The 22976-nt window shown below is 67.3% G+C and carries 21 protein-coding genes and 2 riboswitches; of the genes, 13 read left to right on the top strand and 8 right to left on the bottom strand.

Features of this window, described 5'->3' with window-relative positions; all coding sequences use genetic code 11:
* Positions 1-4 precede the first annotated feature (4 nt).
* The gene (locus tag ACTHQX_RS17830; RefSeq protein ID WP_440158963.1) at positions 5-598 is read left to right on the top strand and encodes a DUF3027 domain-containing protein; all 594 of its coding nucleotides are present in this window, start codon (positions 5-7) and stop codon (positions 596-598) included.
* 154 nt (positions 599-752) lie between these two features.
* On the opposite strand, the gene serC is transcribed toward ACTHQX_RS17830, so the two are convergent.
* Positions 753-1883: a phosphoserine transaminase gene (serC, locus tag ACTHQX_RS17825; protein ID WP_440158964.1), complete on the bottom strand. Its 1131-nt coding sequence runs from the start codon at positions 1881-1883 to the stop codon at positions 753-755.
* Positions 1884-2229: 346 nt separating this feature from the next.
* Here serC and ACTHQX_RS17820 point away from each other — a divergent pair, with 346 nt between their 5' ends.
* The 10 genes from ACTHQX_RS17820 to ACTHQX_RS17775 all read left to right on the top strand — a co-directional run bounded on the left by ACTHQX_RS17820 (position 2230) and on the right by ACTHQX_RS17775 (position 13529).
* Positions 2230-2925, top strand: a complete 696-nt coding sequence (locus ACTHQX_RS17820) for a metal-dependent transcriptional regulator (RefSeq protein ID WP_236807164.1) — start codon at positions 2230-2232, stop codon at positions 2923-2925.
* A 151-nt stretch (positions 2926-3076) separates the two neighbouring features.
* A riboswitch (cyclic di-AMP (ydaO/yuaA leader) is annotated at positions 3077-3318 on the top strand.
* Positions 3319-3329: 11 nt separating this feature from the next.
* Positions 3330-4154 (top strand): M23 family metallopeptidase, encoded by an 825-nt coding sequence (locus ACTHQX_RS17815; RefSeq protein WP_440158987.1) that lies wholly within the window; start codon positions 3330-3332, stop codon positions 4152-4154.
* A 136-nt stretch (positions 4155-4290) separates the two neighbouring features.
* Positions 4291-4462: riboswitch (cyclic di-AMP (ydaO/yuaA leader) on the top strand.
* Between the two features lie 70 nt (positions 4463-4532).
* Positions 4533-5225, top strand: a complete 693-nt coding sequence (locus tag ACTHQX_RS17810) for a C40 family peptidase (protein WP_440158988.1) — start codon at positions 4533-4535, stop codon at positions 5223-5225.
* A 102-nt stretch (positions 5226-5327) separates the two neighbouring features.
* Complete coding sequence (locus ACTHQX_RS17805; RefSeq protein ID WP_440158965.1) at positions 5328-6116, top strand: NlpC/P60 family protein; 789 nt, start codon at positions 5328-5330, stop codon at positions 6114-6116.
* A gap of 222 nt (positions 6117-6338) precedes the next feature.
* Complete coding sequence (locus tag ACTHQX_RS17800) at positions 6339-6839, top strand: HNH endonuclease (RefSeq protein ID WP_003804664.1); 501 nt, start codon at positions 6339-6341, stop codon at positions 6837-6839.
* Positions 6840-6874: 35 nt separating this feature from the next.
* Positions 6875-7468: a molybdenum cofactor guanylyltransferase gene (gene mobA, locus ACTHQX_RS17795; protein ID WP_440158966.1), complete on the top strand. Its 594-nt coding sequence runs from the start codon at positions 6875-6877 to the stop codon at positions 7466-7468.
* A gap of 36 nt (positions 7469-7504) precedes the next feature.
* Complete coding sequence (locus ACTHQX_RS17790) at positions 7505-7852, top strand: DUF6457 domain-containing protein (protein WP_440158967.1); 348 nt, start codon at positions 7505-7507, stop codon at positions 7850-7852.
* Entirely contained in the window at positions 7849-9405 is a 1557-nt protein-coding gene (locus ACTHQX_RS17785) for a molybdopterin molybdotransferase MoeA (protein ID WP_440158968.1), read from the top strand. The genes ACTHQX_RS17790 and ACTHQX_RS17785 overlap by 4 nt, the downstream gene beginning before the upstream one ends.
* 46 nt (positions 9406-9451) lie before the next feature.
* On the top strand, positions 9452-10324 hold the full coding sequence (gene fdhD, locus ACTHQX_RS17780; protein ID WP_236807181.1) for a formate dehydrogenase accessory sulfurtransferase FdhD: 873 nt from the start codon (positions 9452-9454) through the stop codon (positions 10322-10324).
* A 175-nt stretch (positions 10325-10499) separates the two neighbouring features.
* On the top strand, positions 10500-13529 hold the full coding sequence (locus ACTHQX_RS17775; protein WP_440158969.1) for an alpha-mannosidase: 3030 nt from the start codon (positions 10500-10502) through the stop codon (positions 13527-13529).
* Positions 13530-13589: 60 nt separating this feature from the next.
* Here the strand turns inward: ACTHQX_RS17775 and ACTHQX_RS17770 are convergent, their stop codons facing one another.
* From ACTHQX_RS17770 to ACTHQX_RS17740, 7 genes are all read right to left on the bottom strand, one after another.
* Complete coding sequence (locus ACTHQX_RS17770; RefSeq protein ID WP_272912753.1) at positions 13590-14420, bottom strand: amino acid ABC transporter ATP-binding protein; 831 nt, start codon at positions 14418-14420, stop codon at positions 13590-13592.
* On the bottom strand, positions 14407-15072 hold the full coding sequence (locus tag ACTHQX_RS17765) for an amino acid ABC transporter permease (RefSeq protein WP_236807184.1): 666 nt from the start codon (positions 15070-15072) through the stop codon (positions 14407-14409). Before ACTHQX_RS17765 ends, ACTHQX_RS17770 begins: the two co-directional genes overlap by 14 nt.
* Entirely contained in the window at positions 15073-15906 is an 834-nt protein-coding gene (locus ACTHQX_RS17760; protein ID WP_440158971.1) for an amino acid ABC transporter substrate-binding protein, read from the bottom strand.
* A 287-nt stretch (positions 15907-16193) separates the two neighbouring features.
* Positions 16194-16931 (bottom strand): hypothetical protein, encoded by a 738-nt coding sequence (locus tag ACTHQX_RS17755; protein WP_440158972.1) that lies wholly within the window; start codon positions 16929-16931, stop codon positions 16194-16196.
* Positions 16928-17689, bottom strand: coding sequence for a hypothetical protein (locus ACTHQX_RS17750; RefSeq protein WP_440158973.1), 762 nt, complete (start codon positions 17687-17689; stop codon positions 16928-16930). The genes ACTHQX_RS17755 and ACTHQX_RS17750 overlap by 4 nt, the downstream gene beginning before the upstream one ends.
* A 36-nt stretch (positions 17690-17725) precedes the next feature.
* Complete coding sequence (locus tag ACTHQX_RS17745) at positions 17726-18460, bottom strand: hypothetical protein (protein ID WP_440158974.1); 735 nt, start codon at positions 18458-18460, stop codon at positions 17726-17728.
* Positions 18457-19194: a hypothetical protein gene (locus ACTHQX_RS17740; protein WP_440158976.1), complete on the bottom strand. Its 738-nt coding sequence runs from the start codon at positions 19192-19194 to the stop codon at positions 18457-18459. The genes ACTHQX_RS17745 and ACTHQX_RS17740 overlap by 4 nt, the downstream gene beginning before the upstream one ends.
* Before the next feature lie 195 nt (positions 19195-19389).
* Here ACTHQX_RS17740 and ACTHQX_RS17735 point away from each other — a divergent pair, with 195 nt between their 5' ends.
* Positions 19390-21054 carry an ABC-F family ATP-binding cassette domain-containing protein gene (locus tag ACTHQX_RS17735; RefSeq protein ID WP_440158977.1) on the top strand — a complete coding sequence of 555 codons (1665 nt, stop codon included), beginning with the start codon at positions 19390-19392 and terminating at the stop codon, positions 21052-21054.
* Entirely contained in the window at positions 21051-22964 is a 1914-nt protein-coding gene (locus ACTHQX_RS17730; protein ID WP_440158978.1) for an ABC transporter ATP-binding protein, read from the top strand. The genes ACTHQX_RS17735 and ACTHQX_RS17730 overlap by 4 nt, the downstream gene beginning before the upstream one ends.
* Positions 22965-22976: the final 12 nt, after the last annotated feature.

The following is a 22976-nucleotide window of genomic DNA, read 5'->3' as shown; positions in this document are numbered from 1 at the left end:
CCCGATGAACCCGGAACCTGAACAGGCGGAATCCAAGGTGGAACCCAAGGCACCCCAGCGCCGCACCGGTGTCCCGGTGTGGCGGATGGGGAAGCCCGACGCCGTGCTGGCCGCTGCCGTGGACGCGGCCCGGACTGCCATCGAAGGCATCGCGAAGGCATCCGAAATCGGGGACCACCTGGCCGCCCGGACCGAGGGCGACCGCGTGGTGACGCACCTTTTCGAATCACGTCTGCCGGGGTATCTCGGCTGGCAGTGGTATGCCGTCCTGACCCGCAACTCCCGCTCCAAGGTGATCACTGTCAACGAGCTTGGCCTGCTCCCGTCCGAAGACTCGATCCTCGCCCCGGAGTGGGTGCCGTGGGCCGAGCGCGTACGCCCGGAGGACGAGCAGGAGCAGGACGAGCAGGAAGTGCCGGGGGAGGCGTCTACCGGCTCCGCAACAGAGCCCGACGCCGGGGCGGGGGCTGACGTCGAAGCAGAGCCCGACGTCGAAACAGCGGCTGATGCTGAAGCAGAGCCCGACGTCGAAACAGCGGCTGACGCTGAAGCAGCGCCTAGCGTCGAAGCAGAGCCCGACGCCCACGAACGCGACTAATCACAACGAGTAATGGTTTACAACCACTGACGGCGCCGTCCGGCCGCAAGCCTGGACGACGCCGTCGAACTTTAAGCAAAGAGTTTTTGTCCAGATAATGGGGCTAAAAGGCCTTCGAAACCCGATTATCTGCACAAAAACTCCCCGCTGGCGGTTACTTCTTCAGTTCGCTCACCACGTAGTCGATGCACTCCAGCAGGGCGGAGACATCCGAAGGCTCGATGGCCACGAAGGTGGCGATGCGCAGCTGGTTGCGTCCCAGCTTCCGGTAGGGCTCGGTGTCCACGATCCCGTTGGCGCGAAGCACCTTGGCAATGGCGGCGGCATCGATCGAGTCGTCGAAGTCGATGGTGGCGATGACGTTGGAGCGCTCGGCCGCCTTGGCAACGAATGGCGTCGCGTATTCGGAGGCTTCCGCCCACTTGTAGATGCGGCCAGCCGAGTCGGCCGTGCGGCCGGCGGCGAAGTCCAGGCCGCCGTTGGCGTTCAGCCACTGCACCTGGGCATCCAGCGTGACGAGCGTGGACAAGGATGGAGTGTTGTACGTCTGGTTCAGCTTGGAGTTGTCGATGGCGGTCTTCAGGTCCAGGAAGTCCGGGATCCAGCGCCCGCTGGCCTTGACGCGCTCAGCCCGCTCCAGCGCAGCCGGGGAGAAGAGGCCCAGCCACAGCCCGCCGTCGGAGGCGAAGTTCTTCTGCGGCGCGAAGTAGTAGACATCCGTCTGGGTCACGTCGACATCGAGGCCGCCGGCAGCCGAGGTTGCGTCCACCAGCACCAGTGCGCCCTCGTCGACGCCGTTCACCCGCTGGACGGGCGCAGCGACACCCGTTGAGGTCTCGTTCTGCGGCCAGGCGTACACATCCACGCCCGCCTCGGCCTTGGGGGCGGGACAGGTGCCGGGCTCGGACTTGATGATGGAGGACTCCGCGAGGAACGGCGCCTTGTTCGTTGCCGCGGCAAACTTGGACCCGAACTCGCCGAAGGACAGGTGCTGTGCCTTCTGTTCCACAAGGCCGAAGCAGGCGACGTCCCAGAACGCCGTGGAACCGCCGACGCCGAGGACAACCTCGTAGCCTTCGGGGGCACGGAAGAAGGTGCTCAGGCCTTCGCGGACGGATCCCACGAGGTTCTTCACGGGGGCCTGGCGGTGCGACGTGCCCAGGAGCGTCGTGGCGGCCGCGGAGAGGGCCTCGATCTGCTCGTGCCTGACCTTGGAGGGACCGGCGCCGAACCGTCCGTCCTTGGGCAGGAGGTTTGCGGGAATAGTGATGCTGGTGTCGCTCACAATGGCTCCAATTTTCGGCATGGAAGTGCGGTTCGGCTGGGTCGGGGCGATGGCCGACAGGCAACCGTGACCGCCACGAAGACCCTCCTTATTCTGCCCGAAGCGCGGATACGGCGGGAACACGCGCCCGTCATAGTCCAGTCACTGAGACGGGCCCGCCACCCACCGCGCAGATTATCCGGAGTAATTCAAAATAGGCTAAGCTAGCACTGGACGTACGGGCGGATAGCCGGTGCTGCGCCGCCGTCGGCTACGCGACCGCCGCTGCAGCTTGCCGGATCCCGGTGCGGCGGACCCGCGGTACGGTGGGACGGACAAAAATACTGGGCTCGAGGAGCTGAGCTGAATGACGGATCTGATCGACACCACGGAGATGTACCTTCGCACCATTCTGGAGCTGGAGGAAGAGAACATCGTGGCGCTTCGGGCACGCATCGCCGAACGCCTCCGCCACTCAGGCCCCACCGTTTCGCAGACCATCGGCAGGATGGAACGCGACGGCCTCGTCGTCGTCTCCGGTGACCGCCACCTGGAACTGACCGAAGTGGGCCGGAAGCGCGCCACCGAGGTGATGCGCAAGCACCGGCTCGCCGAGCGCCTCCTCGCCGACGTCATCGGCCTTGACTGGGCCTACGTTCATGACGAGGCCTGCCGGTGGGAGCACGTCATGAGTGAACGCGTGGAGCGCAGGATCTACGAAATGCTCGACCATCCCACCGAGTCGCCGTACGGCAACCCCATCCCCGGCCTGGCGGCGCTCGGGGGCCAGCCCGCCCGCTCGTTCTCCGACGGCGTGGTGAACCTGCTCGATGCCATGGCCGGCTACGGTCCGGAATCCAAGGTCACCGTCAGCCGCCTGGCAGAACCCATCCAGGTGGAGCCGGAGCTGCTGGTCCAGCTGGATGAAGGCGGGATCCGGCCGGGCGCTGCCGTCTCGCTCGAACGTGTGGGGGAGTACATTTCTGTCCGCGTACCCGGGTTCGAGGGTGCCCTCGAGCTGCCGCCGGAAGTCGCGGCGCACGTGTTCGTGCGGGTGGGTTAGCGCCGAAAGCGCAGCTCCGCCTGACGCCAGCGTCCCGTCTGACATCTGCAGGTAGGATGACCTACCACTTTTGCACAGCGAATATAACGGAATTATTACTGCGCTTCTTAATCGCCTATAGTTAAACGGCAACGCCGATGCAAAAGCGTTACCTGATCTGGAGCCGAACCTTGCCAGCAGATCAGTAGCACGAGTCACCCACTGGCAGGGGCGGGGGAACCACAACCGGCTGTTTCTACAGCCTTGGGGTGAAGTCCGCAGCAGCAAGTCTCTTCCGCAGAAGGAATCCTCCCGGGATACCCCTGTGCCGGAATGGCTTGTTATGGCGGGCCGGGTCCGAACTCTCTGACCCGAATCCGACAGCTAACTTCGCAGGCTATCCAGAGAGGAAGCAGTACTTGTCGATGCAGAATGCCCGGGGCCGCCGCCGCGCGTCCGGTCCCGCTCCTGAGCCGCGCCCTGCGGAGGCCATTGCCGCGGACCGTCCCCGGGACGCTCAGCGCGAGGCGCGCCGCCGCCGCCGGGGTCCGTTCCGGCAGGTTACGGATTTCGCTTCGGCCAGTGGTGTTGGGCAAAAGGCTGGAGTGGCCCTTGCTGCTACCGGCCTGCTGCTGACTGTTACCGTCCCCGCCACCAGCCCCGTCCTGGCTGCCGACGAGCATCAGGGAGGAGCGTCCGCGTCCGCCGCCTCACCGGCCCAGCCGAAGGTCTCGGCGGAAGCGGCAGCGAAGATCGACTTCAGCCGTACGTCCGTCTCCACCACCGGTGACCCGGACGGAAAGCTCAAGCAGCTCCTGAGTGCTCAGTCTGCCGGCAGCATCAGCCGTGCGGCCTCGGTGGGCACCTTGGGCGGGCCGCTGACCACGCTCGTGAAGTCTTCGCCGTTCGGCTACCGGGTTAGCCCGATCACCGGCGGCGCCGGTGAGTTCCACCGCGGCCAGGACTTCGCCGCCCAATGCGGCACGCAAGTGCTTGCTGCGGCCAGCGGCAAGGTCACGTTCGCCGGGTGGCACCCATACGGGGGAGGCAACCGCGTGGTCATCGACCACGGCAACGGCTTGGAGACCACGTACAACCACCTGTCGTCCTCCAGCGTCGAGGTTGGCCAAAAGGTCACCCGCGGTGAGGCGATTGCCCTGAGCGGGACCACCGGCGCCTCCACCGGCTGCCACCTCCACTTCGAGGTGATGGTCAACGGGGAAGTCGTTGATCCCACCGGCTGGCTCTAAGCCAAGCCGAGTGAGCACTCTCATTCCTGTGACATGCCGTGACCTGAATGTGACATTAGCTCCGAACTGCTGTACCGTCTAAACCGCGTCAACTTTTCCGAAGTTGACGCTCTTGAGTGGATTGCCTAGCTCTGCCACCGCTCAAGGTCCGTTCGCATTACATCGTCTGGCAGGGGCGGGGGAACCAATTTTGGTCTTCGCAAGAAGGCCTTGGGGTTAAGTCGCAAAAGCTTCCCAGGAAGCCGAGCGGCCGGGTGCACTCCCATCCGAATCCGACAGCTCACCTCGCAGGCATTGGGAGAGGCTACCTTCGTGTCTTCACGCCACAATGCCGCGCGCCACCGCGCGCAAACGGTTCGTATGAACCCATTGGACTCCGTGTCCAAGGCGGTTAGCGCCAATGCCGGCACAGTAGGTCGCCAGGCAGCTGTTATCGCAGCTGCTTCAGGGCTCATCCTGAGCGTTGGCATGCCTGCCAACGCAGCCGACGCCAACATTGGTGTTTCCGCCTCCTCGGAGACCGGATCCCAGGCCGCGCAGCTTGCTGTGACCGCCGCGCCCACCGCCACTGTCTCTTTCGAGCGTCCTGAAGTCACCACGGTGGCTGCCCCGGTCGCCGAAATCATTGCTCCGCAGTCGAGCGATGAGGGCCAGGCGGGCGATGCAGGCCAGGCCAGCGACGAGAGTGCCGGTGCGGCCCAGGCCGTCACTGCCAAGTCCACCGATGGTGCGGCCTCCGCCGCAGCGTCCGGACTGGCTGCAATCGCGTACACCGGCATCGGCAACCCCTACGTCTGGGGCGGCACCACCCCCAGCGGCTGGGACTGCTCCGGCTTCACCCAGTGGGTTTACGCTCAGGCAGGCATCAGCATTCCCCGCGTCAACGCGTGGACTGCCATGAAGCCCACCTCCACGCCTGCTCCCGGCGACCTGGTCATGCAGAACGGCGGCGCCCACGTGGGCATCTACGTCGGCAACGGCATGATGATCAGCGCGCTGAACCCCTCGGACGGAACGCTCCTGCATGCGGTGTCCGCCACGGGCACGTCCTCCTTCTTCACCCTTCGCTAAAAATCCGATTCGAGACGGGCCGGCTTACCCCCAAGATGCCGGCGCGTCGATAACCCACGTCCTGCTACCGCGGTCCGTGGAACACGAAAGAGAGAAATCTTAATGACTACACGTGCGACCATTGCACGCCACCGCGCCGAGGTCACCAAGACCAACTCGCTGGCTGTCATTGCCAAGGCCGTCGGCGACAACGCCGGTGGTGTGGGCCGCCAGGCCGCAGTTATCGCTGCTGCTTCCGGTCTCGTCCTGACCAGCGGCATCGCCGCCAACGCTGCTGAGACCAACGTTCAGCGCGAATCCGCTCCGGCCTCCACGCTGGAGGTCCAGTCCGCTGCGCCGGCCACGATTTCCGCTGCGTCCAGCATTGCGATCTCCTACGAGAAGCCTGCTGTCTCCACCGCCCCGGCTCCCGTCGTCGAGGCCCCCAAGCCTGTCGTCAAGGTCCAGGAAGCGCCGCCCGCTGTTGAGGCTGCTCCGGTTGCTGAAGCCGCACCCGCAGTCCAGGCCACGGCAGCCGTTGCAACTGCTGCCCCGGCAGCTCCGAAGACCACCGCCGCCAGCGGCAAGGGCGCTGCAATCGCCGCTGCCGCCTACGCGCAGCTGGGTGTCTCGCAGGACTGCACCGCCCTGGCCACCAACGCACTCGCAGCTGTGGGCGTCCACTACCACGGCTGGCCGGCAGGCTACCTGTCCCTCGGCCGCACCGTGAGCGCTGCTGAGGCTCAGCCGGGCGACCTCGCCTACTACCAGAACGGCGGCATGGGCCTGGCCCACATCGCTGTGTACGTCGGCAACGGCCAGGCCGTCCACGGCGGCTGGAACGGCGGAACCACCGCACTGTTCAGCGTGAACGTCGGCTCCGGCCCGGTCTTCATCCGCGTCGGCGGCTAAGACACACAAGCGTTACGGAAGGACCCCCGCCAGCACGGCGGGGGTCCTTTTTTGCCTTGCACCCGCATGAATGTTTGGCGACACGCCATGGCGATGCTTGTGTTCGATTCGCTCATCTGCCTAGTGAGTGTTTACTCTTATGGTGTCGATCCATAGCCCGGACATGCAGAGGGCAGCCGGCCCTCGCGCCTCTGCCGGGTGCGGCCGTGAAGAGGTATGTGCATGCGCACTCTCGTTCTGAATGCTGGATATGAACCGCTGGCGGTAGTGACATTCCGCCGGGCGCTGGTCCTTGTGCTCACCGGAAAAGCAAGCGTGGTGGCCGAAGGCGACGATCCTGTCGTCGGGCCGCAGGACATCATGGGCCGTCCGTCCGTGATTCTCCTCAACCGCTACATCCGCCCCCGGTACAACATGATCACCGCGGTGAGCAGGCGCGGTGTGCTTCGCCGCGACGGCCACCGGTGCGCCTACTGCGGCAAGGCAGCCCACACCATAGACCATGTCCAGCCGAAATCGCGGGGCGGTGCAGACTCTTGGGAGAACCTTGTCGCAGCCTGCCTTCGCTGCAACAACGTCAAGGGCGACCACACGCCCAGCGAAATGGGCTGGAAGCTCCGGTTTGATCCGGCGCCGCCGGTGGGCACCATGTGGCAGATCAAGGAGCTGGAAAAGCCCACGCCGGCGTGGGATCCGTTCCTGCTTCCGGAAAGAGCAGCTTGACTCTGGTTTGAGCCTTCCAGGCTTACGCTGGGTGGGTGGACTTTGACGCAATAATCCTGGCCGGCGGCCGCTCCTCGCGACTGGGCGGCTCACGCAAGTCTGCCCTGATGTACGACGGTGCCACGCTCCTTGAGCGCTCCCTCGCGGCTGCCGAGGGTGCCCGGCATACTGTTGTGGTGGGACCTGAGGCGGCGGGCCTTCCCGCTGAGGTCCTCACTTCGCGCGAGGATCCGCCTTTTGCAGGTCCTGCGGCGGCAATCGCCGCCGGCCTGGCCGCCCTGCAGGGTGCAGACCCTGCGGGCATGGTCCTGGTTCTCGCGTGCGACATGCCACGCGTGGGCGATGCTGTCCGCGCCCTCCGGGACGCTCTCCCCGGCGCGGACGCTGACGGCGTCATGGCCGCATCCGCCGACGGGCGGCTGCAGCCGCTCGCGGGTTTTTATGGCACAGCTGCGCTAGAACGCGCCGTGCAGGCTGCCGCGGCGCGCAACGCCCTGGTGCACGGCTCAGTCTTCGCCCTCCTTGCTAGTCTTGACGTGCAGGCTGTGGTTGTCCCTGCCGGCTCCACCGACGATGTGGACACCTGGGACGATGCGGCCGCGTTGGGAGTAGCTGTCCGGGAGCAATGACCCGCATTCCGGACCGCCGTGAATTTGGAGGCAGGCATGAAAAGCCAGGACGAAACGCTTGAGGAGTGGTGCCGTCTGCTGCTGCGGGCCTTCGAGCTCGAGGATGTGGACGTGGACATCAACGAGGTGCTATCCGTTGCGGGAGTAGCTGCGCACTCCGTGGTGCGTCCCGCCGCCCCGCTGACCACCTTCATAGCAGGGCTGGCCACCGGCCTCAAATGTGCTGCGGGCCAGGCCCCGGACGCTGCCGCCATGCAGGGCGCGATGGACGTGGCCCGTTCCGTTGCCAAGGCGTACGCGGCCGATGAGACGCAGGCTGCTGCGGGTACCCCGGCCGCAGGCCCGGCCGCAACTTCGGCGCCCACCGGGACTTCGGGGGAATGACAGCCGCGCCCGGGCACCGCTCTACCGACGCATACTCCACGGAGGACGCAACCTCCACCGGGGATGCACCCGCTGACGACGACGCACCTGCCGCCGCCTCCGAAGCCGGGCCTGTGTCCGACACCGAAGCCGGTGCCGACGCCGAACCCGGTGCGGGGGACACGGACGCGCAGGGGGAGACGGGCGCTCAGGGGGAGCCGGATGAGCAATGGGATCCGGATGCGCCGGCGAAGCACCTGGCGCACACCTGGGAGGAGGCCCGGCAGGCCGCCTTCGACTGTGCTGCTCCCATACCTGCGGCACCCGTGCCCTTGCGTGACGCCGTGGGCCGGACTCTGGCCGCGGACATCACCGCCCAGCAGGACATGCCGCACTATGCGTCGTCGGCCATGGACGGCTGGGCCGTTAACGGATCCGGTCCGTGGATCCTGGCCGAGCCGGGGCAGCGTCTGGCACCGCACCAGGCGAGCGTGATTGTGACGGGCGGACTGATTCCCCCGGGCGCCAAGGCGGTGCTGCGCACCGAGAGCGGTGCGATGTCCACGGACGACGACGGCCTGCCTGTCCTGACGCTGGGAGGCGCCGCCCGGCCCGGCGAACCGAGGAACGGCCAGCACATCCGGAAGGCCGCAGAAGAGGCAACCGCCGGGGACGTGCTGGTCAGGGCCGGCGTCGTGCTGAATCCCGCCCATGTGGCCCTCGCCGCCCTGGCCGGGTACGACGAGGTGGAAGTGCTCGGCAAGCCTGTGGTCAAGCTGGTGCTGACGGGCTCCGAAGTGGTGGAGCAGGGACTGCCCGAGCCCGGGCGGGTGCGTGACACGTTCGGGCCACAGCTGGCCGCGGTAGTGGAGATGCTGGGCGGCCTGTGCCGTGAACAGGTCCGCATCGGGGACAGCTACACGGAATGGCTGGAGGGCCTCGAGGATTCAGGCCTCGCTGAGGCACTGAACCTGCCGGCCGACGTCGTCATCACCACCGGCGGGACGGGCCTTTCCGGCAGCGACCACTTCAGGCGTGCCGTGGCTGAACTGGGCGGACGGCTGATCATCGATGGCGTGGCAATGCGGCCCGGACACCCCGCCGTCCTCGCAGAACTTCCGGACGGGCGCTTCGTGCTGGGGCTGCCGGGAAACCCGCTGGCGGCCATGATGGCGTTGTCCACGGTGGGCGCGCCGCTCCTGGCCGCCCTCGGCCATGGCCAGCTGCCGCCGGTCCGGGAAGTCCCCTCCGGCACCATGCTCGAGCCCGACCCCGGCCGCACGCGGCTGATGCCCTTCCGCCTGCTCTACGGCATGGCCTCGCCTGCGCAGCACACCGGCCCGGGCATGATGCGCGGTCTGGCGTCGGCCGACGGCGTCCTGGTGGTGCCGCCGCACGGCGTGCAGCTCGGCGAGATGGTGCCGGCTTTCGCGCTGCCCTGGGGCCCGGCCATCCCTGAGCCGAAGACCGCGGAATCCAAACCCAAGAGCCCGGCACGGAAGTCCGGGTCCCGCGCCTCCGCCAAGCAAGGTGCCCAGAGCGGGCCGGTGGACTGGAGTGCCCTGCTCGACTGAGGTGCAATGATGGAGGCATGAACAGCCACTCAGCGCGGAGTCTCGCATGGGCCGTGTAACGCAACGACGCAAGGTGCACCGCTACGTCCTGGACGGCTCGGCCGCGGCACTGGAATTCCCTGTCCGGCACCGCGAGGACGTGCTGGCCGTGGAGGAACCACTCGAGATCCGGCTTGGGAACCTGTCCTTCTCTGTCACCATGCGTACGCCCGGGGACGACTTCGACCTGGTGGCAGGTTTCCTCGTCTCAGAGGGCGTCATCTGGGATGCGGACCAGCTGGTCTCGCTCAGGTTCTGCGCCGGCGAGGACGAAAACGGGGTCCAGACGTTCAACGTGGTCGAAGCCCAGCTGCGGCCGGATGTGCCGCTGCCGGACACGGGTCGGCACGTCTACACGTCAAGTTCGTGCGGGATCTGCGGCACGGACTCCATTGAATCGGTCACCAAGTCGTCGCACTTCAACCCCGCCGCCGACCGGCTCACCGTTCCGGTCGAGACACTTGCCTCCCTGCCGGACCGGCTGCGGGAGGCGCAGGCCGTCTTCGACGTGACGGGGGGAGTGCACGCTGCCGGACTGTTCAGGATTGATGACGACGGCGGTGCGGAGCTGCTGTGCCTCCGGGAGGACGTGGGCAGGCACAACGCGGTGGACAAGGTGGTTGGCTGGGCCCTGCGCGAACGGCGGCTGCCGCTCACGAACACCGTGCTCCAGGTGTCGGGGCGGGCCTCCTTTGAGCTGGTCCAGAAGGCCGCTTTGGCAGGCATTCCGGTGCTCGCCGCGGTCAGCGCCCCGTCCAGCCTTGCCGTGGAGCTGGCCGAGTCCACCGGCGTCACGCTGGCAGGGTTCAGCCGGGGAACCAGCCTGAACGTCTATGCAGGTGCAGGCCGCATCTCCACGCCTTCGCCGGTGCCGCAGTAGGGGCATGGCCCCTTGGCGGCCGGACGCCCAAGCAGTAGATTTTATCCATCGAATGGAACCGTTGATCCGCTCATAAGGCAGCTGAACTGCCCGGACCCAAGCTGACCGCGACGCCCATGCCCGCACGAAAGCCAGCACAGCCCGCTTCAGCTTTCACGTACTAAAGAGGTACACATTGCACGACGACCGCCGGATCACGGAAGTCCGTCTAGACCGCTTTGTCCGCGAACGGATCACCCCCGCCGTTTATGGGCGCAGCGTGCCCCTGGAGCTGACCAGCTGGGACGTCCCGGATGAACCCGTCCCCGTCCTGGAGGCCCTGCGCCAGGACTTCATGCCGCAGGAGCACGGTGCCGCCTGGGGGCGCCCATGGAGCACAAAGTGGCTGCGGCTTCAGGGAGAGGTGCCGGATGCCTGGGGAACCGCCCCGGATACGGAGGTGGAGATTGTGGTGGACCTCGGGTTTACCACGGAGATTCCCGGCTTCCAGTGCGAGGGAATCGCCTGGCGGCCGGACGGCAGCATCATCAAGGCCATCTCGCCCCGCAACCAGCACATCCCGCTGAAGCTGCTGGGCAGCGGGCTCGCCGTGGACTTCTATGTGGAGGCAGCAGCAAACCCGGATGTTGCCCAGGGCTGGAGCTTCGCGCCGACTCCGTACGGAGACAAGGCCACCGCGGGCAACGAACCGCAGTACCGTTTGGGCAGCATCGCCATCGCGGAGCTGAACCGGGCAGTGTGGGAGCTCCAGCAGGACGTGCTGACACTCAGCGGCCTCATGCACGAGCTGCCCACCGAGCTGCCGCGGCGGCACGAGATCCTCCGCGCCCTGGAGCGCATGATGGACATCGTGGACCCGGACGACGTCGCCGGCACGGCGCCCGCCGGTCGTGCAGCGCTGGCGGAGGTGCTGGCCAGGCCCGCCTACGCGTCAGCCCACCAGCTGCTGGCCACCGGGCATGCACACATCGATTCGGCTTGGCTGTGGCCTGTCCGGGAAACCATGCGCAAGTGTGCCCGGACCTTTTCCAACGTGGTTGCCCTCATGGACGAGGACCCGGACTTCGTCTTCTCCTGCTCGTCCGCACAGCAGCTGGCCTGGATCAAGGAATACTACCCGGAGCTGTTTGCCCGCATCCGGGAGAAGGTGAAGTCCGGCCAGTTCATTCCCGTGGGCGGCATGTGGGTGGAGTCCGACACCAACATGCCCGGCGGTGAAGCCATGGCCCGGCAGTTCGTCGAAGGCAAGAGCTTCTTCCTCAAGGAATTCGACGTCGAGTGCATGGAAGCCTGGCTACCGGATTCCTTCGGGTACTCCGCGGCCCTGCCTCAGATCGTCAAGGCCGCCGGGAGCCGCTGGTTCCTGACGCAGAAGATCTCCTGGAACCAGATCAACCGGATGCCGCACCACACCTTCAACTGGGAAGGCATTGACGGCACCCGCGTTTTCACGCACTTCCCGCCGGTGGACACGTACAACTCCGAGCTCAGCGGCCGGGATCTTGCGCACGCCGAGCGCAATTACCGGGACCACGGACACGGCACCATCTCGCTCGTCCCCTTCGGTTACGGCGACGGCGGTGGCGGACCGACGCGGGAGATGGTCGCCGCCGCGCATCGCGCTGCCGACTTGGAAGGCTCGCCGAAGGTCCGGATCGGATCGCCGCGCAGCTTCTTTGAGCAGGCCGAAGCAGAGTACAAAGCGCTGCCGGTCTGGGTGGGTGAGATGTACCTGGAGCTGCACCGCGGCACCTACACCAGCCAGGCCAGGACCAAGCAGGGCAACCGCCGGTCCGAGCACCTCCTGCGCGAGGCGGAGCTGTGGTGCGCCACGGCCGCCGTCCGCTCCGGTGGGGAGTACACGTACCCCGCGGCCGAGCTGAAGCGGCTGTGGCAGTTGGTCCTGCTGCAGCAGTTCCACGACATCCTGCCCGGCAGCGCCATCGCCTGGGTGCACCAGGACGCCGAACGCAACTACGCGGCCGTCGCCAAGGGGCTCGAAGCCCTCATCAGCGAGGCGGCCGCGGCCCTCCTGGGGGAGGGGACGCAGGAGTTCCTGCTCAACGCGAGCCCGCACGCCCGCCTGGGAGTTCCGGCGCTCACGGCCGCAGTGCATGCGGTAACCGAGGATGAGGTGCAAGCCACACCGCTGGACGGCGGCTTCGTCCTGGACAACGGAATTATCCGTGCCGTACTGGATGACAACGGGCTCCTGACGTCGCTGCGGGACCACGGGACAGGCCGGGAAGCGATCGCGCCGGGCCAGTTCGGGAACCACCTGGAATTGCACCGGGACACCCCCAACGAATGGGACGCCTGGGACATCGACGAGTTCTACCGGCGGAATGTCAGGAGCCTTACCGACGCTGCGGAGGTGAGGCTGGAGCGGAACGGCGGGGAGGCCGTCGTCGTGGTGGAACGGCTCACCGGGTCCTCCCGCATCACCCAACGCGTCACCCTGCCGGCGGGCAGCCCGTCGCTGGGGATCTCCACCGAGGTTGACTGGCAGGAGCGCGAGAAGCTGCTCAAGCTGGGTTTCCCGCTCGACCTGAGGGCGGACCGGTCGGCGGCGGAAACCCAGTTCGGCCACGTCTTCCGGCCGACCCACGTGAACACGTCGTGGGAGGCCGCCAAGTTCGAGATCTGCGCGCACCGCTGGATCCACGTTTCGGAACCCGGATACGGCGTGGCCATCGCCAATGCCTCCACGTACGGGCACGACGTCGCCCGGACTGTCCGGGACGACGGCGGGACCACCACTACCGTCCGGCTCTCGCTGCTGCGCGCTGCCAAGTTCCCCGACCCCGAGGCCGACCGCGGCAGGCACGTGCTGGACGTGTGGGTCCGGCCGGCAGCGGGAATCGCCGGGGCCGTGGAGGAGGGCTACCGCGCCAACCTCGCTCCGAGGACGGTGCTCGGCGCGCACCCGGCCGAGGCGCTGGTTATGGTGGACAACCCGGCCCTGGTGGTCGAAGCCGTGAAGCTGGCCGAAGACGGCTCGGGAGACGTCATCGTCCGGCTGTACGAATCCCTGGGCCAGCGCTCGGCCGGGCGCCTGACCGCCAACTTCCCGGCCACGGGCATCCAGGCGGTGGACCTGCTCGAGCGGCCGGTCGAGGCGACCGGCATGGTGGCCGGGGCGGACTCCGCGGAGCTCACGCTGCGGCCGTTCCAGCTCGTGACCCTGAGGCTCACGCGCCTCTGACGGCCTTCCGGCGCCCGCGCTTCCGGCGTACTAACAGCAGGCCGAGGCCGTTAAGAGTGGTCAGAATTCGTGCAGCAGCCGCCGGACGAACTGCCGGGTCCGCTCCTGCCGCGGCGCCCGGAGGACTTCTGCGGCCGGTCCGCGCTCCACCACCAGGCCGCCGTCCATGAAGATGACCTCGTCCGCCACCTGCCGGGCAAAGGCCAGCTCGTGGGTCACGATGACCATGGTCCACCCCTCGTCGGCAAGTTCCTGGATGACGCCCAGGACGTCGCCGACGAGTTCCGGGTCCAGCGCCGAGGTGGGCTCATCGAACAGCAGCAGCTGGGGTTTCAGGGCAAGGGCCCGCACAATGCCCACGCGCTGCTGCTGGCCGCCGGAGAGCTCGAACGGATAGGCGTCGCGCTTGTCCGCCAGCCCCACCCGGGCCAGGAGCTTTTCGGCGTCGGCCACCGCCTCGGCCCGTTTGCGCTTCTGGACCTGGACCGGTCCTTCAATGACGTTCTGCAGGACGGTCATGTGCGGGAACAGGTTGTAGTGCTGGAACACCATGGCGCTGCGGTCCCGCAGGTCCGAAATCTCCTTCTTGGAGACTTTGGCGGAGAAATCCAACGCGAGCTCGGTTCCCGCGGAGGCGCCGGAACCCGCAAAGGTGACCGTCCCGGCGTCGGGCGTTTCCAGCCCGTTCAGTGAGCGCAGGACGGTGGTCTTGCCCGACCCTGACGGCCCGATCAGGGCCACGACGTTGCCGCGGCGCACGTCGAGGTCGATGTCCCGCAGCACCACGTTGCTGCCGAACGCCTTCGCGAGGTTGCGGACCGACAGCACCGGTCTGCCCTGTGATGCGGCCCCGTGGGGTGCCGCCTGTGCTGCTCCGTCAGTGGGCGACATAACGGTCCAGTCTCCTTTCAAGCACGGACTGCCCGGAGGAAAGCGCCAGGCAAATGATCCAGTAGACCAGGGCCGCCTCGAGATACAGCACCATGAACTCCTGGCTGAACGCCGCGATCTGCTGGGCGTTGCGGAACAGCTCCGTGACCAGGATGAGCGAGGCGAGCGACGTGTCCTTGACCAGCGAAATGAAAGTGTTGGACAGCGGCGGCACCGACACCCTCGCGGCCTGCGGCAGGATGATGCGGCGCAGCGACTGGCCCCGGGACATGCCGATGGTGTGGCCGGCTTCCCACTGGCCCTTCGGCACCGACAGGATGGCGGCCCTGATGACCTCGGCGGCATAGCCGCCGATGTTCAGCGAAAAGGCGATGATGGCACTGGGCCACGGATCAAGCTTCACCCCCAGGCTCGGCAGGCCGTAGAAGATGACGAAAAGCTGCACCAGCAGCGGGGTGCCGCGGATCACCGAAACGTAGAACCGCGCCACACCGGACACCACGGCGTTGCGGCTTAGCCGCATCAGCGCCACCAGCAGTGCCAGCGCGAGGCCGATCGCGAATGAAGCGAGCGTCAGCGGGATGGTGCCAGTGATTGCGCCCGTGACAATAGGGCCGAAGGAGCTCCAGATGAGATCCCAGTTCAACGGCATCTACTTGGAGACGTCCGTGCCGAAGTACTTCTCCGAGATCTTGGCCAGCGTCCCGTCAGCGCGGAGGTCGTCCAGCGCCTTGTCTACGGCCTTAGTGAGCTCAGTGGAGCCCTTGCGGAACACGAAGGCGCTCTCTGACTTCTCAGTGGTTTCGGCGGCGATCTTCAACCCGGCATCCGGATTGGTCTTCGCGTAGTCGAGGTAGGTGAGCTTGTCATTGACGATGGCGTCCACGCGGCCCTGCCGGACCAGCGTCACGCCCTGGGCCCAGCCCTCCACGGACTGCACATTGGCGCCTGCGTCCACGGCCAACTTGTAGAAGTTGCTGGTGAGCGACTGGGCGGCGGTCTTGCCCTTGAGGCGCTCAAAGCTCGTAATGCTGCTGTTGTCCGCCTTCGTCACGATCACGCCCGTGGAGATGGTGTACGGCTTGGAGAAGTCGTACTTGGCCTTGCGTTCCGCGTTGATGGAGATCTGGTTGGCGATGGTGTCGAACCGTTTGGCGTCGAGGCCGGCGAAGATCCCGTCGAACTGGGTTTCCTGGAAGTTGGCCTTCACGCCCAGCTTGTCGGCCACGGCCCGGGCGATCTCGACGTCGTAGCCGGTCAGGTCGCCCGCTCCCTCCGCGTGGAAGCTGAACGGCTTGTAGGTGCCCTCGGTGGCGATGACAATCTCGCCCTTGGACTTCACGTCGCTGAGCGAGGTGTCCGAGCTGCTGGCATCCGGAGCCTGGGAGCCTCCGCCGCCGCTGCCACCGCCGCAGGCCGTCAGAGCCAGTGCCAGTCCGGCGAGGGTGGCTGCAAGGGCGGAGCGGCGGGAATGGATACGGTTCATGGCGGGTACCTTCTTCTTCAGGCTGCGGCGGTAGGCATCGCGGCGGCCTGTCCGGCTCCCGCGGTGCCAGTGCCTGCAACGCATTGGCAAAGACCTTTATTTCGCCATCATACGGGGGCTGAAACCGGCCCTTAAAAAGGCTGAGTGGGGGCGGTCCCCAACGGCCGCCACCACTCATCCCCCCAATGTGCGATCCGGCAGGCGCCACGGCTTGTGAGCCAGGCAGCAACTGCTTTCACACATTCATGATTCTCTCACGGTCTAATGATTTTGTGAATCCCGCTCCGCTACCTTTCGGTAGATGACGTCCCGTGACCTCCTCGGCTGGCGGCCTTGACGCGCGCCAGCCAGACCAGAAGGAGGCCGGCAGTGAAGAAAACCACCGCACCATTGTTCACTGCTGGCGCGACCACGAGGAGCTGGGGAGGCGCGAATTCCAGGCAGAGGCCGGCCACAGTGGTCACCGCTCCGGCCGCCATCAGGGCGGCCCCGGTCCTGACGAGCGGGGGCAGGCTTTCCTTGACGCTGCGCAGCAGGGCAGGCAGCAGTGCGAGGGAGACGTACGCCAGGTAGCCCCGAGCGGCAGCCCAGTAGTACGGCAGCAGGGCCTCATTCCAGGCGCTGGCCGCGCCGGCGTCCCTGAAGCGCACCGACGAGGCGGCCGGTTCCATCAGGAGGAAGACCGTCACGAGGGCCGCTGAGAAAATCGCGAGCATGGCCAGCCCCGGACGTCCGGCGATCATGCGGTGGGCGTCAGGGGCGCCAAACCCCTTCGTGACGCGGACCGCGATGAGGTAGATCGTGGCGAAAACAATCAGGCGCAGCACAACGTGGGCAATATTGATGCCGCCGAGGGCCCCGTCGATGGCCAGGTAGAACTGTTCGATGCTCAGGATCCCGGCGGCCGTCGCCAGCAGGAAGATGAAGAACAGGGTGGGGTTCACGCCGCGAACGGCGCTGGGAAGCCGGGCCACGGCGGCACCGGCGCAAACAATCAGCGTTATCCATGGGAGAATCTCGCTCATACCAGGTTCTCCCAGATTCTTTCGGTCTGTTCCTGGTCCTGCTCCTGCCGCCGCAGGGTCTTGCCCAGCGCCTGGAGGCGTTCGCCGGCCAGGGCGGCCAGGTCGCCGTCGCTGAGCCGGTCAAGGGCCGCCTGCCGTGCGCCCGGCGGCCAGCCTGCTTCCGCTTCGGTCACCAGCCCCGTAGCCACCAGTCCGCCGGCCAGTCCGACGCCGGCAGCCCGGGAGGTGGCGACGGCCAGTTCCGGGGCGAGCCGGTTAGCGGTCAGCTGTGCTGAGTAGTTCTGCGGGGCGACGCCGGTGGCGGCGGAGACGCGGTGCCGGAGCTCGCCATCGTCGATCGCGTCCACCCAGTTCTTCACCGAGGTGCCATGAGGCGGCGGGCTGAGTTCCGGCTGGCACGGGCCCGTGGAGCCTGTGCCGGTGGATTCTGTGCCGGTGGAGCACTTGGGTGCGGTGCGGACGATGACGGCCCGCAGCAGGTCGACGGTGGCGATTTGGCTAACCAGTTCCTTGTCGGAAGGAGGGAGGGAGGAACTGGAGAGGTCGTTGTACGTCTCAAAGGTGGCCAGTGCGGCGACCGGATTGATGTTGTAGGCCCGGCTGATGCTCACGACTGTTGTCTCGGCAACCTTTCCCCGCACCAGCTGCTGGGCGAGGGTGGTGCGCTTGACCCCGGAGACCCTGCAGATGTCGGCCGTGCTGGTGTCCGGTGCCACGCCATTTAGCCAGCGCTGGAATGCTTTGGCGGGGAGGGGCATGAAACGCTCTCTGCTGAACGAGTGATTGGAACGATACTAGCGGCGTGCGGCGGACACCGGCCGGTGCTTCCGCCCGGCCCGGCTGCTGGCCACCCAGATGAGTGCCAGGCCCACGACGAAGCACAGGATGGCTGTGTAGTTGATGACGAACTTCAGGAACCCCACCGCCGGCGGCATGATCGGGAAGAGCAACGTGACGGCGATCGCAGCGCAGCCCACGGCCAGAAGGAGCGCGCTTGCCCGCAGCACCGCGGGCAGGGAACTCCTGAACGCCCGCAGCATCCCCGGCAGCAGCACAAGGCACACGTACGCCGGATAAGCGCGCCCGGCGGCGGCGTAGTACTGGACAAGCACCGCGTTCCACGCGTTTCCGGTATTGACGGCGGTCATGCCTACTGAGGAACCCGAGGTGTCCATCAGGATGAAAGGCACCAGCAAGGCAATGGAAGTCAGGCCGAAGGCTAGCGTGCCGGCTTTGCCCCGGAGCAGCCGGAGACCCTGTTCATCGCCGAAGCCCGTTGCGATTCGGAGGCCGAGGAAGAAGATCGCCCCGAAGATGATGAAACGCAGCAGGAGGTTCGCGATGTTGGTGCCTCCGAGCAGGCCGTCGATCGCCAGGTATGGGCCTTTGATGCTCAGCAGGACCGCGAGGGTCATCAGCGCAAAAATGAAGAACATGGAGCGGTTCTTCCGGCGCGCCAGGTTGGGGACCCGGCTCAGCGCGGCGGTACAGCACGCGATCAGTGTGGTCCACTGCAGGATTTCAATCATCCGAGGTTCTCCCAGATCGTTTCGGTTTGTCGTTCGTCGTGTTCTTGCCGCCGCAAGGTCTTGCCGAGCGACTGAAGCCGTTCGCCGGCCAGAACGGCCAGTTCGCCGTCGGTCATTCGATCCAGGGCAGCTTGCCGGGCACCGGGCGCCCAGCCGGCTTCGGCTTCGGTCACCAGCCCGGCGGCCACCAGCCCGCCGGCAAGTCCGACGCCGGCGGCCCGTGAGGTGGCGACGGCCAGTTCGGGGGCGAGCCGGTTGGCGGTCAGTTGCGCTGAATAGTTTTGCGGGGCGACGCGGGTGGCGGCGGAGACGCGGTGCCGAAGCTCGCCGTCGTCGATTGCGTCCACCCAGTTTTTCACCGAGGTGGGATGCGGCGGCGGGGTGAGTCCGGGCGGCTCTATGCCTTTGCCTCTGCCGGCGTCCCGCTCGGTGCGGGCGATGATGGCGTGCAGCAGGTCCGTGGTGGCGATCTGGCTGACCAGCTCCTGCAGCGTGGGCGGGATCGGCGGTTTTTCCAGATCCCGGTAAGGCTCAAAGGAGCCCAGCGCTGCCACCGGATTGATGTTGAAGGCCCGGCTGATCCCCACCACAGTTGCCTCGGCCACCTTGCCGCGGACCAGCTGCTGGGCCAGGGTGGTGCGCTTGACCCCTGACGCCCTGGCCACATCAGCCACGCTGGCGTCCGGGGCGACGCCGTGCAGCCAGCGCTGGAAGGCCTTGGCGGGTAGGGGCATGAAACGCTTTCTGGTCACGGGCGGGTTGGTGCGAAGTGGCGGCCCGCCGGCCTGGATTTTACGTAGCGCGCCGCTTCAACTATGCTAAGTGGTCGAACCCGCTGGTCCGTACACCCCCCAAGTCCGGACCAGCGGGTTCTTTCATGCCCACCTGATTTTTCGGGTGAAAACGGGCAGCGGTGAGAGGATGGATTGATGACTGCAACCCTTGTTGCGAAGGACCTTTCGGGCGGTCATGATCACCGCACCCTCTTCTCCGGGCTGTCCCTCACAGTGGCCCCCGGGGACGTTGTTGGCGTGGTCGGCGCCAACGGTGCGGGCAAGTCCACACTGCTGCGGCTCCTTGCCGGCGTGGACCAGGCGCAGGACGGCACAGTCAGCCTCGCACCGGCCGACGCCTTTGTGGGCTGGCTGCCGCAGGAACACGAACGGCTCGCCGGCGAAACCGTCGCCGCCTACATCGCCCGCCGCACCGGCTGCGCGAGAGCCACCGCAGAGATGGAAGCCACGGCGGAGGCCCTCGGCTCGGGAGCGCCCGGGTCCGACGACGCCTATTCGATGGCCTTTGACCGGTGGATGGCCTCCGGGGCCGCGGACCTGGACGAACGGATTGCCCCTGCCCTGGCCGACCTGGGACTGGACGTCGGCCCCGACGCCGAGATGACCGGGCTGTCCGGTGGCCAGGCTGCGCGCGTGGCGCTCGCCGCCCTGCTGCTAAGCCGCTTCGACGTCGTGCTCCTGGACGAGCCCACCAATGACCTTGACCTGGATGGCCTGGCCAAGCTGGAAGCGTTCGTGCAGGGGCTTCGCGGCGGCGCGGTGCTGGTCTCCCACGACCGGGAGTTCCTGGCCCGCTGCGTGACCTCGATTGTGGAACTGGACCTGGCCCAGAACTCGGTGGCCGTGTACGACGGCGGCTACGAGGCCTTCCTGGAGGAACGCGCCGTGGCCCGCCGGCACGCCCGCGAACGGTACGAGGAATTCGCCGCGACCAAGGCGGACCTCGTCTCCCGGGCGCGCACCCAGCGGGAATGGAGCTCGCAGGGCGTCCGGAACGCGATGAAGAAAAACCCGGACAACGACAAGATCCGCCGTGCCGCCAGCACCGAGTCATCCGAAAAGCAGGCGCAGAAGGTCCGGCAGATGGAATCGCGCATTGCCCGCCTGGACGTGGTGGAAGAACCCCGCAAGGAGTGGCAGCTGCAGTTCAGCATCGGCCAGGCGCCCCGCTCCAGCTCTGTGGTGGCGACGCTGCGCGACGCCGTCGCGCGGCAGGGCAGCTTCACCCTGGGGCCGGTGAACCTGCAGCTCAACGCCGGTGAACGGATCGGCATCACCGGACCCAACGGCGCCGGCAAATCGACGCTGCTCCGGCTGCTTCTGGGAACGCAGGAACCGGACTCCGGCGACGCTTCCCGCGGTGTGTCCGTGGCCGTCGGCGAGATCGACCAGGCCCGAGGGCTGCTGGCCGGACACCTCAAACTGGCGGACGCCGTCGAAGCCGTCCTGACCGACTACACCTCCGCCGAGGTCCGGACCCTGCTGGCCAAGTTCGGCCTCAAGGCGGACCACACCGCGCGCACCGTGGACTCGCTGTCGCCGGGGGAGCGGACCCGCGCCGCCCTGGCCCTGCTGCAGGCCCGCGGCGTGAACCTGCTGGTCCTGGACGAGCCCACCAACCACCTGGACCTCCCGGCGATCGAGCAGCTTGAGGAAGCGCTGGAAAGCTACGACGGCGCCCTGCTGCTGGTCACGCACGACCGGCGGCTGCTGGAAAACGTCCGCCTGGACGTGCGCTGGAACGTGGACAACGGTGTCGTCACCGAACTGGCGGCAGGCAAGATGGAGCAGAACAAATGAGCATGGACGGCGTCGCCTGGCGCTCGCTATACAACATCACCCGGGCCAAGAGCGGCTCCCGGCCGTTCTCCAAGGAAACCCTGAAGCGGGTCATGGGCTTCGCCCGGCCGCACCGGGGACGGCTGATCGCGTTCGTGGTGGTCTCCGTTGCCATGGCCTTCCTGGCCGTGGCGACCCCGGTCCTCGCCGGCCAGGTGGTCAACACGATCGTTGCCCGCGCCGATGCCGGCGAGGTGGTCCGGCTGGCGGCCCTGATCGCCGGCGTGGCGGTGGCTGAGGCAGCCCTGGGCATGGTGAGCCGCTGGCTGTCCTCCACCATCGGCGAGGGCGTCATCGTGGACCTCCGCACCAAGGTGTTCGACCACGTCCAGCGAATGCCCATCGCGTTCTTCACCCGGACCCGCACCGGCGCGCTGGTCAGCCGCCTGAACAACGACGTCATCGGCGCGCAGTCCGCGTTCGCCGGAACCCTGTCCGGCGTGGTCAGCAACGTGGTGGCCCTCATCCTCACCCTCGTGGTGATGCTGAATACCTCCTGGCTGGTTACCGTGCTGGCCATGATCCTGCTGCCGATCTTCCTCATCCCCGCCCGGCGGATGGGCTCCCGGCTGGCGGACCTGCGGCGAGAGGCGGCCGAGCACAACGCCGCCATGGGCACCCAGATGACCGAGCGCTTCTCCGCCCCCGGCGCCACCCTGGTCAAGCTGTTTGGCCGGCCCGACGAGGAATCCCGAGAGTTCGCGCTTCGCGCCGGCCGGGTCCGCGATATCGGCGTGCGGACAGCCATGCTCCAGTTCACGTTCGTGACCGCGCTGACGACCGTCTCCGCCCTGGCCCTCGCCCTGGTCTACGGCCTGGGCGGCTGGCTGGCGATCGGCGGCCAGCTCGCGCCCGGCGACGTTGTGGTGCTGGCGCTGCTGCTCACCCGCCTCTACGCGCCGCTCACCGCGCTGTCCAACGCCCGCGTGGAGATCATGAGCGCCTTGGTCAGCTTTGAACGGGTCTTCGAAATCCTGGACCTCGAGCCCCTCATCCAGGAAAAGCCGGGTGCGCTGGCCGTCCCGCCCGGTCCGGTGGCCGTGGAGTTCGACGACGTGCGCTTCTCCTACCCCTCGGCGGACAAGGTCTCTCTGGCCTCGCTGGAGGAGGTCTCCACGCTGGACACCCGCGGCGGCGAGGAAGTGCTGCACGGCATCAGCTTCCGGGTGGAACCCGGGCAGACCGTTGCCCTCGTGGGGTCCTCCGGCGCCGGCAAGTCCACAGTGGCCCAGCTGCTGTCCCGGCTGTACGACGTCGATTCCGGCGCCGTGCGCCTCGGCGGCACCGCCCCGGCCTCCGGCCTGGACGTGCGCGACCTGACCTTCGATTCCATCCGCGCCACCCTGGGCATGGTCACCCAGGACGGGCACCTGTTCCACGAAACCATCGCCTCCAACCTCAGGCTGGCCCGCCCCGAAGCCACCGACGAGGACATGTGGGCGGTGCTGCGCCAGGCCCGGCTCGAAGCCATGATCCGTTCCCTTCCCGACGGCTTGGAAACCGTGGTGGGGGAGCGCGGCTACCGGCTCTCCGGCGGCGAACGCCAGCGGCTCACCATCGCCCGGCTGCTGATTGCCCAGCCCCGGGTGGTCATCCTCGACGAGGCCACCGCCGCGCTGGACTCCACCAACGAGGCCGCCGTGCAGGCGGCGCTGGGCGCGGCCCTGGAAGGCCGCACCGCCGTCGTCATTGCCCACCGGCTCTCGACGATCCGCGCGGCCGACGCCATACTGGTGGTGGAGGACGGCCGGATCGTGGAGCGCGGAACCCACACCGAGCTGCTGGCCGCGGACGGCCGCTACGCCGAGCTGTACCGGACCCAGTTCGCCGAGGCCACGGCCGTGGCGGAGGAAGCGGTGCCGGAGTACTGACCGGCCACCGGC

The organism is Arthrobacter sp. SAFR-023 (genome assembly GCF_051965295.1).
In the GTDB taxonomy this organism is placed as follows: domain Bacteria; phylum Actinomycetota; class Actinomycetes; order Actinomycetales; family Micrococcaceae; genus Arthrobacter.
This window is presented reverse-complemented; position numbering and strand designations above follow the sequence as displayed.